This is a genomic window from Gracilibacillus alcaliphilus (assembly GCF_016909015.1).
GTDB lineage: Bacteria > Bacillota > Bacilli > Bacillales > Amphibacillaceae > Gracilibacillus > Gracilibacillus alcaliphilus.
Genome location: NZ_JAFBFA010000001.1, coordinates 22,437 through 39,159 on the forward strand (window position 1 = coordinate 22,437; position 16,723 = coordinate 39,159).

Annotated in this window: 15 protein-coding genes; 12 read left to right on the forward strand and 3 right to left on the reverse strand. The window is 39.1% G+C overall.

Annotated elements, in window-relative coordinates; all coding sequences use genetic code 11:
* The first annotated feature begins 228 nt into the window (after positions 1–228).
* The 9 genes from glyQ to JOD18_RS00160 all read left to right on the forward strand — a co-directional run bounded on the left by glyQ (position 229) and on the right by JOD18_RS00160 (position 10,540).
* Positions 229–1,122, forward strand: coding sequence for a glycine--tRNA ligase subunit alpha (gene glyQ, locus JOD18_RS00120; RefSeq protein WP_204666856.1), 894 nt, complete (start codon positions 229–231; stop codon positions 1,120–1,122).
* A complete protein-coding gene (gene glyS / locus JOD18_RS00125) occupies positions 1,109–3,199 on the forward strand; it encodes a glycine--tRNA ligase subunit beta (RefSeq protein ID WP_204666857.1) in 2,091 nt (696 codons plus the stop codon). The genes glyQ and glyS overlap by 14 nt, the downstream gene beginning before the upstream one ends.
* Before the next feature lie 33 nt (positions 3,200–3,232).
* Positions 3,233–4,075 (forward strand): pyruvate, water dikinase regulatory protein, encoded by an 843-nt coding sequence (locus JOD18_RS00130; protein WP_204666858.1) that lies wholly within the window; start codon positions 3,233–3,235, stop codon positions 4,073–4,075.
* Positions 4,076–4,465: 390 nt separating this feature from the next.
* Positions 4,466–6,289 carry a DNA primase gene (dnaG, locus tag JOD18_RS00135; RefSeq protein WP_204666859.1) on the forward strand — a complete coding sequence of 608 codons (1,824 nt, stop codon included), beginning with the start codon at positions 4,466–4,468 and terminating at the stop codon, positions 6,287–6,289.
* Positions 6,290–6,310: 21 nt separating this feature from the next.
* Positions 6,311–7,426 (forward strand): RNA polymerase sigma factor RpoD, encoded by a 1,116-nt coding sequence (gene rpoD, locus JOD18_RS00140; RefSeq protein WP_204666860.1) that lies wholly within the window; start codon positions 6,311–6,313, stop codon positions 7,424–7,426.
* A 232-nt stretch (positions 7,427–7,658) separates the two neighbouring features.
* Positions 7,659–8,180, forward strand: coding sequence for a hypothetical protein (locus JOD18_RS00145; protein ID WP_204666861.1), 522 nt, complete (start codon positions 7,659–7,661; stop codon positions 8,178–8,180).
* 128 nt (positions 8,181–8,308) lie between these two features.
* A complete protein-coding gene (gene cccA / locus JOD18_RS00150; protein WP_204666862.1) occupies positions 8,309–8,662 on the forward strand; it encodes a cytochrome c550 in 354 nt (117 codons plus the stop codon).
* An 85-nt stretch (positions 8,663–8,747) separates the two neighbouring features.
* On the forward strand, positions 8,748–9,431 hold the full coding sequence (locus JOD18_RS00155) for a tRNA (adenine(22)-N(1))-methyltransferase (protein WP_204666863.1): 684 nt from the start codon (positions 8,748–8,750) through the stop codon (positions 9,429–9,431).
* Positions 9,428–10,540, forward strand: coding sequence for a Nif3-like dinuclear metal center hexameric protein (locus JOD18_RS00160; protein ID WP_204666864.1), 1,113 nt, complete (start codon positions 9,428–9,430; stop codon positions 10,538–10,540). The genes JOD18_RS00155 and JOD18_RS00160 overlap by 4 nt, the downstream gene beginning before the upstream one ends.
* A 219-nt stretch (positions 10,541–10,759) precedes the next feature.
* On the opposite strand, the gene JOD18_RS00165 is transcribed toward JOD18_RS00160, so the two are convergent.
* A complete protein-coding gene (locus JOD18_RS00165) occupies positions 10,760–11,704 on the reverse strand; it encodes a 4-hydroxy-3-methylbut-2-enyl diphosphate reductase (protein WP_204666865.1) in 945 nt (314 codons plus the stop codon).
* Between the two features lie 342 nt (positions 11,705–12,046).
* On the opposite strand from JOD18_RS00165, the gene JOD18_RS00170 reads away from it, so the two are divergent.
* Together JOD18_RS00170 and JOD18_RS00175 are read left to right on the forward strand one after the other, a co-directional pair.
* Positions 12,047–13,357, forward strand: coding sequence for a DEAD/DEAH box helicase (locus JOD18_RS00170; protein ID WP_204666866.1), 1,311 nt, complete (start codon positions 12,047–12,049; stop codon positions 13,355–13,357).
* Positions 13,358–13,377: 20 nt separating this feature from the next.
* Positions 13,378–14,271, forward strand: a complete 894-nt coding sequence (locus tag JOD18_RS00175) for a deoxyribonuclease IV (protein ID WP_204666867.1) — start codon at positions 13,378–13,380, stop codon at positions 14,269–14,271.
* A gap of 125 nt (positions 14,272–14,396) precedes the next feature.
* On the opposite strand, the gene JOD18_RS00180 is transcribed toward JOD18_RS00175, so the two are convergent.
* Complete coding sequence (locus JOD18_RS00180; RefSeq protein WP_204666868.1) at positions 14,397–14,681, reverse strand: DUF2624 family protein; 285 nt, start codon at positions 14,679–14,681, stop codon at positions 14,397–14,399.
* Between the two features lie 220 nt (positions 14,682–14,901).
* Here JOD18_RS00180 and JOD18_RS00185 point away from each other — a divergent pair, with 220 nt between their 5' ends.
* Positions 14,902–15,318, forward strand: coding sequence for a DUF4190 domain-containing protein (locus JOD18_RS00185; protein ID WP_204666869.1), 417 nt, complete (start codon positions 14,902–14,904; stop codon positions 15,316–15,318).
* A 57-nt stretch (positions 15,319–15,375) separates the two neighbouring features.
* Here the strand turns inward: JOD18_RS00185 and ispG are convergent, their stop codons facing one another.
* The gene (gene ispG, locus JOD18_RS00190; RefSeq protein ID WP_204666870.1) at positions 15,376–16,476 is read right to left on the reverse strand and encodes a flavodoxin-dependent (E)-4-hydroxy-3-methylbut-2-enyl-diphosphate synthase; all 1,101 of its coding nucleotides are present in this window, start codon (positions 16,474–16,476) and stop codon (positions 15,376–15,378) included.
* Positions 16,477–16,723 lie beyond the last annotated feature (247 nt).

Consider the following 16,723-nt stretch of genomic DNA (forward strand, 5'->3'; position numbering starts at 1 on the left):
AACACGTAAAAGTGGTCACGCATGTTGTGACAAATAGGGTGGAACCGCGGAAAATCCGTCCCTATGCCTTATCGCGATAGATAAAGCATAGGGACGGATTTTTTTATTTATATAAAATAACGAGTAGCGGCTTCTCGGTACAGACATTTCCCTAACTAATTAAGCAAGAACCGAGCTATGTTTCACGTTTTATTTACAAAGAAGAAAAAGATGGAGGATGAGTCAATAATGAATATTCAAGAAATGATTTTAACCTTACAAAAACATTGGTCAGATCAAAATTGTATCCTGATGCAGGCATACGATACCGAAAAAGGCGCCGGTACGATGTCACCTATGACCTTGTTACGCAGCCTAGGGCCAGAACCATGGAATGTGGCTTATGTCGAACCATCTAGACGCCCAGCAGATGGACGCTATGGCCAAAATCCAAACAGACTATATCAACACCATCAATTTCAAGTGATTATGAAGCCATCTCCTGATGATATTCAGGATTTGTATCTAGCTTCACTGAGAAAATTAGGCATCGATCCTGCTTATCATGACATTCGGTTTGTAGAGGATAACTGGGAGAATCCGACTCTGGGTGCAGCAGGTTTAGGCTGGGAAGTTTGGCTGGATGGGATGGAGATTACCCAATTTACTTATTTCCAACAAATTGGCGGGTTAGAAGCTAAACCGGTGGCAGTAGAAATTACTTATGGTATTGAACGTCTGGCCTCTTATATTCAAGACAAAGAAAATGTCTTCGATTTAGAATGGACAGATGGTGTAACTGTAGGGGATATCTTTTATCAGCCGGAGTATGAACATTCTAAGTATACATTTGAAGAATCTGATACAGATATGTTGTTTGGTTTATTTTCAACCTATGAGAAAGAAGCACAGCGTGCAATGGAGAAAAATCTCGTATTTCCTGCTTATGATTATGTGCTTAAATGTTCACACACGTTTAACCTTCTGGATGCCAAAGGCGTTATTTCGGTAACAGAACGTACAGGATATATTGGACGCGTACGGAACTTGGCCAGAGAAATAGCTAAATTATATGTCGCAGAAAGAGAACGTTTGGGATTCCCGATGTTGAAAGGAGAAGAAGCTAACGATGAAAACAACTAATGTCTTATTTGAAGTTGGTTTAGAAGAGATGCCAGCACGGTTTATGGATGATACAGAGCAGCAATTGAAGCAAAAAACGATCGAATGGCTCCAACAGATTCGTCTTCCTTATCAGGAAATAACTACCTTTATTACACCGAGGAGATTTGCGGTGCTGATTACAGGGCTTGCTGATAAACAGCCTGATCAAACAGAAGAAGCAAAGGGCCCAGCATTGAAGATTGCCAAGGATGACCAAGGAAATTGGAGCAAGGCCGCAATTGGTTTCTCCAAAGGCCAAGGAAAATCAGTGGACGACTTATTTGTAAAAGAAGTGAAAGGGACAGAATATATTTTTGTTGAAAAGTTCATTGAAGGCAGAACACAGGAACAATTACTGCCTGCTTTTAAAGATATTATTTTAAGTTTAAATTTTCCGAAAAATATGCGTTGGTCAAACGAAAATATGCGTTATATCCGTCCGATTAAGTGGTTAGTTGCCTTGAAAGATCAAGCAATCATTCCGTTTGAGATTGCTGGTGTAAAGACAGGAAGAACAAGTAAGGGCCATCGTTTTCTGGGGGGATCATTTGAAATTACGGATCCATCAGCCTATGAAGAACAACTAGCAGAACAATATGTAATTGCCAAGGCAGAAGACCGCAAGCAGCGTATTTTGTCAGGTATTGCGCAGTTAGAGAAAGAACAGCAATGGGTAATTCCAGTTGATCTGGATTTATTAACAGAGGTAACCAACTTGGTAGAGTATCCAACTGTATTTTATGGGCAATTCAGCCAGGACTATTTACAGCTTCCTAAAGAGGTACTGACCACTTCCATGAAGGAACATCAGCGATATTTCCCCGTACAAAACAACCAGTCGGAGTTGCTGTCATATTTTATTGGGGTGCGTAATGGTACAGAAGAACATATCGATACAGTTGCACGTGGTAATGAAAAAGTATTAAGAGCTCGCTTGCAGGATGCTCAATTCTTCTTTGAGGAAGATCAAAAACAATCGATCGCCACTAATTTAAAACGCTTGGAACGTATGGTATTCCAAGAAAAGCTGGGAACGATTGCTGATAAAGTAAAACGTGTAATAAATATTAGTAGATTGTTAGCAGATATGTTACAATTAAGTGATAAACAAAAGTTTCAAATTAAGAGAACGGCTCAAATAAGCAAATTTGATTTAGTAACCAATATGGTGACAGAATTCACAGAACTGCAAGGGATCATGGGCAGAAAGTATGCTGAAATGTTTGGAGAAGATCCGGTGGTAGCCCAAGCGATTGAAGAGCATTACATGCCGAGGAACACACATGACCGTTTACCGGAAACAGCAGTAGGAGCTGTAGTAAGTATTGCAGATAAGCTCGATACCGTGGTTGGCTGTTTTGGGGTAGGTCTGATACCTAGCGGTTCACAAGATCCTTATGCATTAAGAAGACAAGCATTAGGTATTCTGCAAATTATTCAGGATAAAGAATGGGATCTGAATCTGGACCATATAATTGCGGAAGTCTTATCATTATTTAAGCAAGCAGGTATTCAGACGGAAAGCTATGAACAATCAATTGATCAAATTGAAGCATTTTTTAAACAGCGCAGTGCATATATTATGAAGGAGGCAGCATTAGATTCAGACATTATTGAGGCGGTATTAGCCAGCCAGCTATCCAATTTCTCCTTCCTCATTGAAAAAGGTAAACTGCTTCAAGAGAAGAAAGCTGATCCAGACTTTAAATCCAGTCAAGAAGCATTTGTTCGTGTTCTTAATCTTGCGGTGAAGGCAGAGGAAACAACGGCAATTAAGCCAGAGCTGTTTGAGAATGAGCAAGAAGCGGCATTATATCAAAGTTATTTAGCTGTAAAAGAGCCTTTTGATAAAGGACTGACACAGAAAAATGCCAAACAGGCATTGACAGCCTTGATTCCGCTCGTTGAACCCATTCATTTATTTTTTGATCATACAATGGTTATGGCAGAGGATCCAGCTATTCGTCAAAATCGCTTGGCGTTATTACTTCATATTGCCGAGTTATTGCTACAGTTTGCTGATCTAACCAAGGTACAATGGAAGCAGCATAGTTAGTACATTTTGAAAGACTGGGGAGGAATCAAGCTAATGAAGAAAGCAATTATTTATGTCGTGTCTGACTCTGTTGGTGAAACAGCAGAGCTTGTGACCAAAGCAGCTCTCAGTCAGTTTATGAATGAAAATGATTATGATGTATATCGGATTCCTTATGTGACCAGTGTAGAAGTTTTGCGTGGTGCTGTTTACCACGCAAAACAATTAAATGCAATTATTGGCTTTACTTTAGTAAATTCAAAATTAAGGGAATTTTTACTTCAAGAAGCAAAAGAGAAAGAAGTAGAATGTATCGATATAATTGGACCAATGCTTCAAGTAATGGAACGTACATTTCAAAAAAAACCAAGAGAAGAACCAGGGCTTATCCATAAATTAGATGAAGATTACTTTCGGAAAATTGAAGCTATCGAGTTTGCTGTCCGGTACGATGACGGAAAAGACCCGCGAGGTGTTACTCAGGCAGATATCGTCTTGATTGGTGTCTCACGCACGTCCAAAACCCCATTATCACAGTATTTGGCACATAAACAGATAAAGGTGGCAAATATTCCGATTGTACCTGAAGTCGAACCGCCGGAGACTTTATTTCAAATCCCCGCCCATAAATGTATCGGGTTACGGATCAGTTCAGAGAAATTAAACAGTATTCGTAAGGAAAGGTTAAAAAGCCTCGGATTAAATGATCAGTCTATTTATGCAGCAATGGATAGAATTGAAGATGAACTGGCATATTTCAATGATTTGGTTCATAAATTAGGCTGTCCAGTCATTGATGTATCCAACAAGGCTGTTGAAGAAACGGCAAATACGATCTTAAATATGATTAATCAGCCATATTGGGAGATTCAGAGCAGATCGGCTGATGAGCTTTAATAGTTGATTTTATTGCTGGTTGTATTATAATAATATTTTGCATAAATGTTTATATTGAACGAAATATGTACAACATATATGTCAAATAAGCATTTTTTTCGCTTGTTTTTATAAAAAAGAAGGATTTTGCAGATTAATGTAGAATAATAATTTATGGAGTGAGGAATACGTTACTCATTTAGAGTGAGTGTTCAGAAAGTCCGGTGAATTTGATGATTTATGTTTATTGGACTTTTTGAACAACCTCTTTAGAATAAGAAGTTTATGTATTCTTTTATAGAGGTATTATATAAGCAAGAGCTGTTGCCACTAACAGAATTGCTTTTACTATTTTTATAATGAGAAAATTGTCGAACAATTTGAAATGGTAACAAGAAATGGTGATAAGCAATGGTTAATAAGATATCAGATGAAGTAATTGAATCACTTCGACAAGCGAATGATGTAGTAGACATTGTTGGTGAGTATGTACAGCTAAAGAAACAAGGTCGGAACTACTTTGGTTTATGTCCATTTCATTCCGAAAACACTCCCTCTTTTTCAGTAAATCAAGAAAAGCAGATTTATCATTGCTTTGGTTGCGGGAAAGGCGGGAATGTCATCAGTTTTATTATGGAAATGGAGGGATACACCTTTCAACAGGCCATTCAATTTTTAGCAGATAAGTCTGGTCAAGTACTCCCTGAATGGAACCAAACGGAGAAAACAGAGTCTCAATCGGAAGAACAAAAGGTATTAGAGGCTCATAATTGGCTGGTGAAATTATATCATCATCTGCTGCGCCACTCCAAAGATGGAAAGGAAGCGCTGGACTACTTATATGGCCGAGGTTTCACCGATGAAACGATTGATACCTTTCAACTTGGTTTCGCGCCTGTCTCAAGAGATTTTGTAGTTCAGTTTTTAGAAAAGAAAGGTTTCCATAAACAAGTGATGGCCAATGGCGGTGTACTAGCCATGACAGAGGATGGTCACTATTATGATCGTTTTCAAAGCAGAATTATTTTCCCCATTCGCAACCATCTAGGGAAAACAGTCGCATTCAACGGCCGGACGATGAGTGATCAAGGACCGAAGTACATGAACAGTCCTGAAACACCATTATTTACAAAGAGTAAACTGCTTTATAATTTTGATTTGGCTCGAGGTGAGATTAGAAAACGCGGTGAAGCTGTTCTATTCGAAGGAGCAGCAGATGTAATTGCTGCCTATCAGGCAGGTGTAAAAAATGGCGTTGCCTCACTCGGTACGTCTCTGACGGAAACACATGTGAATTTGCTAAGGCGGTATGTAGACACGGTTGTCATTTGTTATGATGGTGACAATGCGGGGCAAGAAGCTACAGACAAAGCGATCTCTTTACTCAAAAAAGCAGGATGTACGATCAAAGTAGGTATGATGCCGAATAAATACGATCCTGATCAATATATAAGAGAGTATGGAGCAGAACAATTTAGCTCTCAGGTTATTGCCTCAGCAGAACCCGAAATCGTGTTTTTATTAAACTTTTTAAGAAAGAACTTTAACTTAAATTTAGAGGGTGACCGTTTAAAATATGTCGAAGTAGCTGTTGCAGAAATAGCCAAGCTCTCTAGTTCTATTGAACAAGATCATTATATTCGTGAGTTGGCCGGAGAATTTAAACTTTCTATAGAGACATTAAAGCAAGAAATACTAGCAAGAAAACAACAAGTACAAAAAAATATTGATAACAATAGAGTGATTGGTCATACTAATGTTGGAAAACAAAAGCAAATATCATTTAAACAGCCATATACACTGCAACCTGCTTATTATAATGCAGAACGAAGACTCATTGCAGTTATGCTACAAAATGCATTTATTACAGAGAAAGTGAAAGAAAGCATAGGATCTAAGTTTAATTTGGAACAACACCAAGTGCTTGTAACTCACTTATATGGTTATTATGAGGAAGGTAATGAGCCTGATCCAGCCAAATTCCTTACGCATCTTAATGATAGAGACCTCCAACAGCTTGTAGTAGAATTATCTATGTTTGAATTCACTTGGGAAATGTCAGATAAAGAGTTATCTGATTGTATTCGAATCATAGAAGCGGAACAAACCGATAATGTGAAATTAAAGCAGCTCCAAGATAAAATGAGACAATTAGAAAGAAATAATCCGAAAGAAGCTGCAAAGATTGCAATGGAAATCATACAAATTAAACAACAATCGAAGAATTGGGGTTAGTTTTTTAAAGGAGGGCAATTCATGGCAGAGAACAAGTCATCACATTCTAAAGATGTAGAAGTGACAGTGGAACAAGCCAAAGAGCAATTACTTGAGGCGGGAAAAAAGCGCGGTGTATTAGCATATGAGGAAGTAGCAGAGAAATTAGGTAATTTTGAATTAGAATCAGATCAGATTGATGAATTCTATGAATTTCTGAATGAGCAGGGAGTGGAAGTTATCGGTGAAACAGATGAAGATCCCTCCATGCAGCAATTATCTAAAGAAGAAGAATTTGATCTTAATGACCTCAGTGTGCCGCTTGGAATCAAGATTAATGATCCGGTTAGAATGTACTTGAAAGAAATCGGGCGGGTAGACCTTTTATCCGCTACTGAAGAAATAGAACTTGCAAAACGTATTGAACAAGGTGATGAGTATGCCAAGAAACGTTTGGCGGAAGCAAACCTTCGTTTAGTAGTAAGTATTGCCAAACGTTATGTCGGCCGGGGGATGCTGTTCCTTGATTTGATTCAAGAGGGGAATATGGGTCTGATCAAAGCCGTTGAGAAATTTGACTTTAGAAAAGGATTCAAATTCAGTACGTATGCAACTTGGTGGATTCGTCAGGCTATTACAAGAGCAATTGCGGATCAAGCGAGAACTATTCGTATTCCTGTTCATATGGTGGAAACGATCAATAAATTAATTCGTGTGCAGCGCCAATTATTACAAGATTTGGGACGTGAACCAACGCCGGAAGAAATCGCTAAAGATATGGATTTAACGCCTGATAAGGTGCGGGAAATATTGAAAATCGCTCAAGAGCCGGTATCTTTGGAAACACCAATTGGAGAAGAAGATGACTCTCATCTAGGTGACTTTATCGAAGACCAAGAAGCTACTTCACCATCTGATCATGCGGCATATGAGCTATTGAAAGAACAATTAGAGGATGTGCTTGACACACTCACTGATCGGGAAGAGAATGTGCTGAGACTTCGTTTTGGATTAGACGACGGAAGAACCAGAACATTAGAAGAAGTGGGCAAAGTATTCGGTGTTACCCGTGAACGAATTCGTCAGATAGAAGCTAAAGCCTTGCGTAAATTACGTCATCCGAGCAGAAGCAAGCGTTTGAAGGATTTCTTGGAATAAGCAAATAGCGGATGATGTTTTGAGAAGAAAAGAACCGGATCTTCTCCGTCCATTTCGGTTCTTATTCCGAAATGGATGTTATCACCATCAGAAAAAATGCTCCAATTCCAATGTTGTGCTGCTTATCCAGGCGGATCATTTTTATCCGCCCATCTTTCATGAAAATACTTGATTATTTCTGAAAAAATGCCGATATAGTAGATAACGTGCAGCACTTTTGGGAGATGGTGATGTGAAGCAAGATCGAAAGCAAATTATCATAAGTGAAATTCAACATTGGAAGGAAAATCAGGTGCTGCCAGAGCAGTATTGTGATTTTTTGTTAGCGTTATATTCACAAGGGGAAGAACCAACAGAAAAAGAATCACCTTACTATTTATTCTTTTATTTTTTTAATGCGATTTTATTATTTATCCCTATTATACTTTTTGCAACTGTACAATCGATCATGGTGTTAGCAGCAGGTTGTGCAGCTGCATTAGCTGTTTCTTTTCTGTTTATTCGATTTTTCCGCAGATATGAAGTACTTCGGGAAACCTATGCGGTCATGATTTTCTTCCTTATTCTAGCGCTTACTTGTGTGCTAGTGATGCATTATTATTCCGTTTCATGGCAGGTTGTTTATGGATTTGTGTTTGTTAACAGTTTGGCATGGATTCTATTCGGAAAATGGAAACAGCAATATTTTTTGAAATGGGCAGGATTTTTAGTACTGGCTGCCTTAATTATAAGGCTGGGATTTGTCTATTTTTAAACACTTTGCAAATTTTGATGATTAACGCTTCCCTATTTAGTAATTTTAAAGTAAAATAAAGATGGTTTTTATTGTACATAAACAGTTTAGCTAAAGATTTAAGTGTAATTGAAGGAGGAAAAAAAGAAATGAAGAAGAATCCAATTATACCATTTGCACTTATTGCCGTATTAGGAATTCTAACAATGATTATTGTTTCAGCTGTTGGTGTTAATCAACAAGAGAAAATTGCTAACGGCGGTGAGAATGGCGAAACAGCAGAAGCTCAAGATCCAGAAACACTAATTCAAAGCTGTATTGGCTGTCATGGCGGTGATTTAGAAGGTGGATCTGGTCCTGCCTTACAAGACGTAAGTAGCCGTCTTGACCAAGATCAGATTACTGACATTATTATTAATGGTACAGATGGCGGAATGCCTGGCGGTCTAGTAACGAATGAAGAAGCAGAAGTATTAGCCGAATGGTTAGTCGAAAACCATTAACAATAAGAAAAAAGCTTTCTGTGATAAACAGGAGGCTTTTTCTGCTTTTTAGCTGCTTAACCTTATTATGGAAAGGAAACTTGAAATGATTTCAAAACGTTTACGTCTAATAGCAAGCTTTTTAAAGGAACCGATTGTTTTTGCTGATATTGGTTCTGACCATGCCTATCTGCCGTGCCTGGTCTGTTCTGCCGATCCCACAGCCACTGCTATAGCTGGGGAAGTCAATCATGGACCTTTTCTTCGTGCCCAGCAAACGGTCCATGAGCAAGGACTTAGCCGGCAAATAGAGGTACGCAAGGGCAACGGCCTGGCGGTTATTGAGGCTGGGGAAGTAAACCAAATCACCATTGCAGGTATGGGCGGGAAATTAATTACTGCCATCCTAGAGGAAGGTCAAGATAAATTAATAGGGGTAGACCGGTTGATTCTGCAGCCAAATCTCGATGCCCACATTGTTAGAGAATGGCTTATGAGTGATCAGTATCAAGTGACAAGTGAGGCAATTATTGAAGAAGATGGTTATATTTATGAAATAATTGCAGCAGATAAGGTAGCTGAATCTGTCGCTTTATCAGAGAAGGAATTATTATTTGGTCCACAGCTAGTAAGAGATAAGACTACTACTTTCATAAAAAAATGGCGCGGTGAACATACCAAACGAACCAGATTAATAAATCAGATGAAACAGGCTGTCCATCCGCCTCAGGACAAGATAGAGCAGGTAGAACATGAACGAACACTGATTGAGGAGGTATTAGCGGAATGACTACAGTAAAAGATGTTATTCAATTGTTTGAAACTTGGGTACCGGTCAGTTATGCAGAAAGCTGGGATAATGTAGGACTTCAACTTGGACGTATGGATCAGCCAGTTCAAAAAGTTATGATTACACTGGATGTAGTAGAGAAAGTAGTTCAAGAGGCAATTGAGCAAGAGGTCGATTTTATCATTGCTCATCATCCGCTATTCTTTCAAGAAATAAAATCATTAAATTTGGCTGAACCAAAGGGAAGAGTAGTACAGCAATTAATTCAGCAGCAGATCGCAGTGTACGCCGCCCATACGAATTTGGATATTGTGAAAGGCGGTGTGAATGACCTGTTGGCTGACCAGTTATTATTACAACAAACGAGACCACTGGTTGCTACGAAAGAACAGCAGCTGTACAAACTGGTGATTTATACACCTACAACACATTTGGAACAGGTACGGGAAGCTGTTGGGAACGCAGGAGCAGGACATATCGGTAATTATAGTCATTGCAGCTTTCGATCAGAAGGAACGGGAGCCTTTAAACCTTTAGAAGGTACAAATCCCTATTTAGGAAAACAAGGAGTAATAGAGGAAGTTGCGGAATATAGGTTAGAGACAATCATTACTGATACGCAGAAAAAGGCAATATTACAGGCAGCAAAAGAAGCCCATCCTTATGAAGAAATGGCCTATGATGTAATCCCGTTGGCCAATAAAGGAAAAATAGAAGGCCTTGGCAGGATTGGAACGTTAGCAAAGCCGATTCGTTTATATGACTATATTGTGCAAGTAAAAGAACGTTTAGCAGTTCCGGCATTAAGATATGTTGGTGACCCAGATACGATGATTCAACGTGTGGCCGTTTTAGGGGGAAGTGGTAAAGGCTTTATTGATACAGCTAGACAAGCTGGAGCGGATCTGTATATTACGGGAGATTTAAGCTTTCATGAGGCACAGGATGCAGAAGAAGCCGGGATTTGTCTCATTGATCCAGGACATCACGTAGAGGCAGTGATGAAACAGGGAGTGGTCGCATTTTTTGATCGCCATAAAGATTATTTATCAACTGACATTGAAGTGTTTGCATCTGCTGTTTCCACGGAGCCGTTTCGATTTGCATAAAAAATAAAGACGAATTATTAAAAAAGAAGAGGAGCAGCACCGCAAAGGGTGGTATGCTCCTCTTTTTTCGGTACTGTAAGATTCCGCATAAGAAATAAGGAAACAGACTATTTCTAGACGGGAGATCCAACAGTCAGTAACTATCATTAATGTTCTGTCGCAGCGTCTACACTAGCATGTCGAGTACGTTGGAAAACTTCCACGAAATGAAGTTTTCCTTTATCTATTTGCTTTAACTTTTGGCAAGATGCGATCCCGTTTTACTTTTGATGTGGTATCCCAAGTACTTGCATCATTCGGATCATACTGCTCAACAAATTTAATCACTTCTTTGGCGATTGGTGTAGGTGTAGAAGCCCCTGCAGTAACAGCAACCTTCTTGACACCTTCTAACCATTCTAATTGAATCTCAGAGACATCGGCAATCCGATAAGCCTGCGTACCAGCCTTTTCAATCGATACTTGAGCAAGACGGTTAGAGTTGTTACTGCGCGGGTCACCGACTACCAAGGTGAGATCTGCTTCTGTCGCTTGTTCTGCAACGGCTTCTTGACGAACCTGAGTTGCCATACAGATCTCTTGTTCCATCTCTGTTTGTGGAAATTTTTCTTTTACTTTTAGCATCACGTCATGCACATCCCACTGACTCATTGTGGTTTGGTTGGTGACCAAGATTTTCTCGGCATCAATGTCTAACTCTTCTACTTCTTGTTCATTTTGAATCAAGTGCACATGATCTGGTGCCACCCCAACAGCACCTTCAGGTTCTGGATGTCCTTTTTTCCCGATATAGACGATCTCATAGTTTTCGCGGACCTTTTCACGGATTAAATCGTGGGTTCTAGTAACATCGGGACAGGTTGCATCAAGTACGGTTAACTGTTTCTCCTCCGCCCGTTTCTTTACAGCAGGTGAGACACCATGTGCCGTAAAAATAACCGTACCCGTCTCAATATCCTCTAATAAATCTGATCTATTCTTACCATCTAATGTATAAACACCTAATTCTTCAAAGGCATTTGTAACATGTGAATTATGGACAATCATACCAAGTATATAAATAGGTCGAGGTAGATTGGGATCCCTCACTGCATTCTGCGCAATTACCATTGCGTCGACAACTCCATAGCAATATCCTCTAGGAGCAATCTTAATTACTTCCATTCTGGTTCCCCCTCTGTACTTTCTCTTAGAGATAAAGTAAAATGTCTAATAGCGGTTGTTCAAAAAATCCAATAAAAATGACACGGCGAATTTCTGCGTTGGCTTGCTTTTCCGTTACTCACGTATTAAAAGCATACGTTCCGTTACTCAAAGACTGCGCCGCCTTGAACTTCTTGGTCCTTTTTATCGAACTTTTTGAACACGCATTAATAGTGGTTGTTCAAAAAATCCGCTTCCCCCAATTTTTTGAACAGATTATAATAGCGGACATAATGTCCAATACTTTTATTATAAAGGTATTTAGTATAATTGACAAAGATAATTAGTCAAAAGGAGATCGTTATGAAAAAACATTTATTTAGACAATATGCCTTGGAAGACTGGATGAATGATGTCATCGATGGCTTGGGTTTTTATGAACCCACTGCCATTCAAGCAAAGGTTATTCCAGAAGCATTAAAGGGTAAAGATGTTATCGGTCAGTCGGAAACGGGATCAGGCAAGACCCATGCCTTCTTACTGCCTTTGTTGAATCAGATAGATACAACAAGTCAGACAACACAGGTGATCTTGACCGCGCCTACTCGAGAGTTGGCTATTCAAATTTATGATGAAGTTAGGAAAATAATCGAGCTCTCGCCAAATGAAGAGGAGTGGAATGCCAAACTAATCATTGGCGGTACAGATAAGAAGCGTATGATTGACAAGCTTAAACAAAATCCTCATATTATTGTAGGAACCCCAGGTCGTATTCTTGATTTAGTGGAGCAGGGAGTAATTAGTATTTATTCAACTAAATCATTTGTGATGGACGAGACCGACCTGATGTTAGAGTTAGGTTTAATTCAAGAGATCGATAAAATATTAACAAACGCCCATCCATCCATTCAGTTAATGGTCTTCTCTGCTACGATTCCTGAGAAACTCCAGCCATTTCTTAAAAAATATTTACATTCACCACTGTATGTTAAGATCGATGACCGGCTTGCACCTGAGAAATTAGAGCATCGCCTGATAGATCGGAGACACCGTCAGCCAGCAGATCTGATTAAGCAAATATCCGAAGTAATCCAGCCATATTTAGCGATTATTTTTACCAATGGCAAAGAACATGCTAATGAATTAGCTCAGCAGCTTCAGGAGCAAGGGTTAGAAGTTGGCCTTATTCATGGCGGGTTAAATCAGCGAGAACGAAAAAGGGTATTAAAAGACATCCAGCAGTTAAAATATCAATACATTGTAGCAACTGATCTTGCTGCACGCGGGATCGACATAAAGGGTGTCAGTCATGTTATCAATGCCGCATTGCCGAAGGAAGAGTCCTTTTATTTGCATCGAGTCGGGCGTACGGCTCGTGCTGGAATGGAAGGAACTGCCATTAGTCTGTATCAAGAAGAAGATATTACACTTATTCAAAAGCTTGAAAAGAAAGGATTAACTTTTAGTTTTTACGATATTGTCCAGGGAGAATGGCGTGAAGCTAAACCTTGGAATGTCAGACAAAAACGAATACGTACTGAAAACGAAGTTGAAAAACAAGCATGGCAGCAGGTGAGGAAGCCTAAAAAAGTAAAACCAGGATATAAAAAGAAAATGAAAAATCAGCAGCAAAAAGTGAAAAGAAAAATACAACGCAGCCAATTCAAAAAATAAACATAAGGTGAGGGAGAACAATGTTAAAAATAGGATCACACGTATCAATGAGCGGAAAGAAAATGCTGTTAGGGTCTAGTGAGGAGGCTGCTTCTTATGGTTCAACAGCAATGATGATTTATACAGGGGCACCGCAAAATACACGCAGAAAACCAATTGAAGAACTAAATATTGAGGCCGCAAAAGAACATATGAAAGCACATGGAATTGAAGATATAGTTGTCCATGCTCCTTATATTATTAATATTGGTAATGCCGTTAAGCCAGAAACATTTGACTTAGGTGTTCGGTTTTTAAAAAATGAGATCGAACGTACAGAGGCAATCGGTGCCAAACAAATTGTTCTCCATCCAGGGGCACATGTAGGAGAAGGAGTCGATATTGGAATTACAAAGATAATTGAGGGTCTAAATGAAGTGTTAGATCCGAAACAGGAAGTACAGATCGCGTTAGAGACAATGGCAGGTAAAGGATCTGAAATCGGCCGCAGCTTTGAAGAATTGGCACGAATAATCGATGGGGTAACTCATAATGAAAAATTGTCGGTTTGTTTAGATACTTGCCATATTCATGATGCTGGCTACTCTGTGGTGGAAGATTTTGATGGTGTACTTGATGAATTCGATAAAATTATTGGGTTAGATCGAATAAAAGTTGTTCATGTCAATGACAGTAAAAATGTACAAGGAGCAGGTAAAGACCGTCATGAGAATATCGGCTTTGGTCATATCGGTTATGCAGCGTTAAATCATGTTGTTCATCATGAACAGCTGAAGCACTTGCCAAAAATTCTCGAAACACCTTATGTAGGAGAGGACAAGAAAAATAAAAAACCTCCTTATAAGTTCGAAATCACCATGCTGCGAGAAGGGACATTTGTTTCTGATTTGAAAGAGCAAATTTTGAATCAATAAGTACGAGGAAAAGTAAGCGAACAAAACACCAGTATTTAAATGGAGCAAACCATTAGTTGTAATAGGAGCAGAGCTATTTATGGCTTTGCTCCTTATTCGTTTAGGAAATAATAAGCTGAAATTATTTAATAAAAAAGATGTTCAACATTATATTCTTTAATCAGTTTCTTGAATAATGCTTGGCATGCTTGTGCAGTCTTGACATCCGTTATTTCTGCAAGTTTCCGCAGCATAATGGCCCTGTCTTGGGCATTCGTGGGATCATAATTGTTTTGTTTGAGGTGTTTGGCGATAGCTGCAGCTTGATTATTGGAAATGGCAATTTTATATTCATTCGCTTTTTCTTTGATTTCCTTAGCTGTTAGGTTTCGGAGCTTATAAGCAATCATTTTTTTGGTAAACATATTCATGTGAGTGACTCCTTTTTTAGATGATAGGCTATTGTATGCAGCAAGGATGAGCAAATATGCCTCTTGGACAGGTATTACTCTGTAAGCAGACCAAAAGTTTAGCGCGTTGAAACCGCCAGCAGAGTGCTTAGACTGGGCAGTATAAATTTCCACGAAAGAAAAAGTTGAAATAAGCCATACTACTGATGTATCTCGAATTTGTAAGAGGAGGTGTAGTAGTATGTCTAATCGCGAACAGGATCATCAAGTACAAGACGCACCAAAACTCGATAATGGCCGAATTGAATCAGATCGAAGCTCAACTCAATTTACCGACACAGAAGAATTGTACGCAATACATCGAGCCAATAACCGAGATGAAGAAACAGCCGCAGAATTGTCAACTGCAGATTTTAACCGAGATGTGGAAGAAGCGGAGCAAGGAACACAAATGCAGCGACAAGTAAATATGACTTATGGTTGGATTGGTCTTGTTTTAGCTGTTGTATCTTTCTTTATATGGCCGTTGGTTATGGGGATTGCAGGTATTGTTTTCGGGATCATCTCCAAGAAGAAAGGGGCAGATACATTAGGGAATGCCGCCATTACTGTATCGATTCTTTCTTTATTAATAACCTTAATTTTTAATACCTTCTAGGGAAAGTTACCTGTTTTATAATATAGTTTTCAGAAAAAAACCGGGCATTTGCCCGGTTTAAACTTCTTGTTCTTCTTTTTGTTTTTGATAATATTCCTCAGCAATTTTATCTACTTCGATTTTTAATTCCTCAACCATTGTTTCTTCTGGTACTTTTCGAAGGATTTCTCCATGACGGAAAAGTAACCCTTCTCCGCGTGCACCAGCAATACCAATATCTGCTTCACGGGCTTCACCCGGACCGTTCACCGCACAGCCTAATACCGCTACTTTAATCGGTGCCTTAATCGTGGAAATGTACTCTTCTACTTCATTGGCAATTTTGATTAAATCAATTTCAATTCGGCCGCAGGTAGGACAGGAAATAAGAGTGGCTGCATTAGAAGCTAATCCGAATGTTTTTAACAGTTCTCTTGCTACTTTCACTTCCTGCACTGGATCAGCACTTAATGAAATTCTCATGGTGCTTCCAATACCTTTGCTGAGAATTGCTCCCATACCGGCCGCACTTTTAATACTTCCGGCAAAAAGAGTACCTGATTCCGTGATACCTAAATGAAGCGGGTAAGGAATAATTTCTGCCGCTTTCTCGTACGCTTCGATTGCCAAGGTTACATCAGAAGCCTTAAGTGACACGATAATATCATGAAAGTCTAGGTCTTCTAATATTTTAATATGATGAAGGGCACTCTCTACCATGCCATCTGCCGTAGGGTAACCGTATTTCTCCAATATGTGGCGTTCCAGTGATCCTGCATTTACGCCGATCCGGATAGGGATACCTTTGGCTTTTGCTGCATTGACAACGGCTTCCACTTTATCACGTTTCCCGATGTTGCCTGGATTAATTCGAATTTTATCTGCGCCGCCCTCGATCGCTTTAAGCGCTAGTTTATAATTGAAATGGATATCAACAACAAGCGGTATGTTAATTTGTTTTTTGATTTCAGGTATGGCATTTGCTGCTCGCTCATCTGGACAGGCCACACGTACAATTTGGCAGCCGGCTTCTTCCAATCGGTGAATCTCTTTAACCGTTGCCTCCACATCATGTGTCTTCGTAGTGGTCATAGATTGAATAACAACTTGATTCTTTCCTCCAACCATTACATTCCCTACCTTAACAGGGCGGGTATCTTTTCGATGTATTAAAGTCATACAAATGATCGCTCCTTTAGTTCAATCTGCTCTATAAAAAGTATGTTCATTATTTTACGATCTTTCCACTGTCCATTATAATGGTTAATAGATTAAATGAGAAGTAACAAACCCTAATTATTAAAAAAACTTGACATTTCAGTGTTTTTATTTGGAATGGTTGAGATCCAGGTAAGGAGTTGTATCCGTATACAAAAAAATTTTAATATTTTGAAACAAAGAGAGGCAGTTATTCGTATGTTATGAT

Bases quoted from the DNA above. Each gene is read 5' to 3' on its own strand.
- JOD18_RS00165 (WP_204666865.1), bottom strand. From the start codon at position 11,704: ATGGAAGTAATTAAGATTGCTCCTAGAGGATATTGCTATGGAGTTGTC.
- JOD18_RS00130 (WP_204666858.1), top strand. From the start codon at position 3,233: ATGAAGAAAGCAATTATTTATGTCGTGTCTGACTCTGTTGGTGAAACA.
- cccA (WP_204666862.1), top strand. From the start codon at position 8,309: ATGAAGAAGAATCCAATTATACCATTTGCACTTATTGCCGTATTAGGA.
- JOD18_RS00160 (WP_204666864.1), top strand. From the start codon at position 9,428: ATGACTACAGTAAAAGATGTTATTCAATTGTTTGAAACTTGGGTACCG.
- ispG (WP_204666870.1), bottom strand. From the start codon at position 16,476: ATGACTTTAATACATCGAAAAGATACCCGCCCTGTTAAGGTAGGGAAT.
- JOD18_RS00175 (WP_204666867.1), top strand. From the start codon at position 13,378: ATGTTAAAAATAGGATCACACGTATCAATGAGCGGAAAGAAAATGCTG.
- JOD18_RS00180 (WP_204666868.1), bottom strand. From the start codon at position 14,681: ATGAATATGTTTACCAAAAAAATGATTGCTTATAAGCTCCGAAACCTA.
- JOD18_RS00155 (WP_204666863.1), top strand. From the start codon at position 8,748: ATGATTTCAAAACGTTTACGTCTAATAGCAAGCTTTTTAAAGGAACCG.
- glyS (WP_204666857.1), top strand. From the start codon at position 1,109: ATGAAAACAACTAATGTCTTATTTGAAGTTGGTTTAGAAGAGATGCCA.
- rpoD (WP_204666860.1), top strand. From the start codon at position 6,311: ATGGCAGAGAACAAGTCATCACATTCTAAAGATGTAGAAGTGACAGTG.
- JOD18_RS00170 (WP_204666866.1), top strand. From the start codon at position 12,047: ATGAAAAAACATTTATTTAGACAATATGCCTTGGAAGACTGGATGAAT.
- JOD18_RS00185 (WP_204666869.1), top strand. From the start codon at position 14,902: ATGTCTAATCGCGAACAGGATCATCAAGTACAAGACGCACCAAAACTC.
- dnaG (WP_204666859.1), top strand. From the start codon at position 4,466: ATGGTTAATAAGATATCAGATGAAGTAATTGAATCACTTCGACAAGCG.
- glyQ (WP_204666856.1), top strand. From the start codon at position 229: ATGAATATTCAAGAAATGATTTTAACCTTACAAAAACATTGGTCAGAT.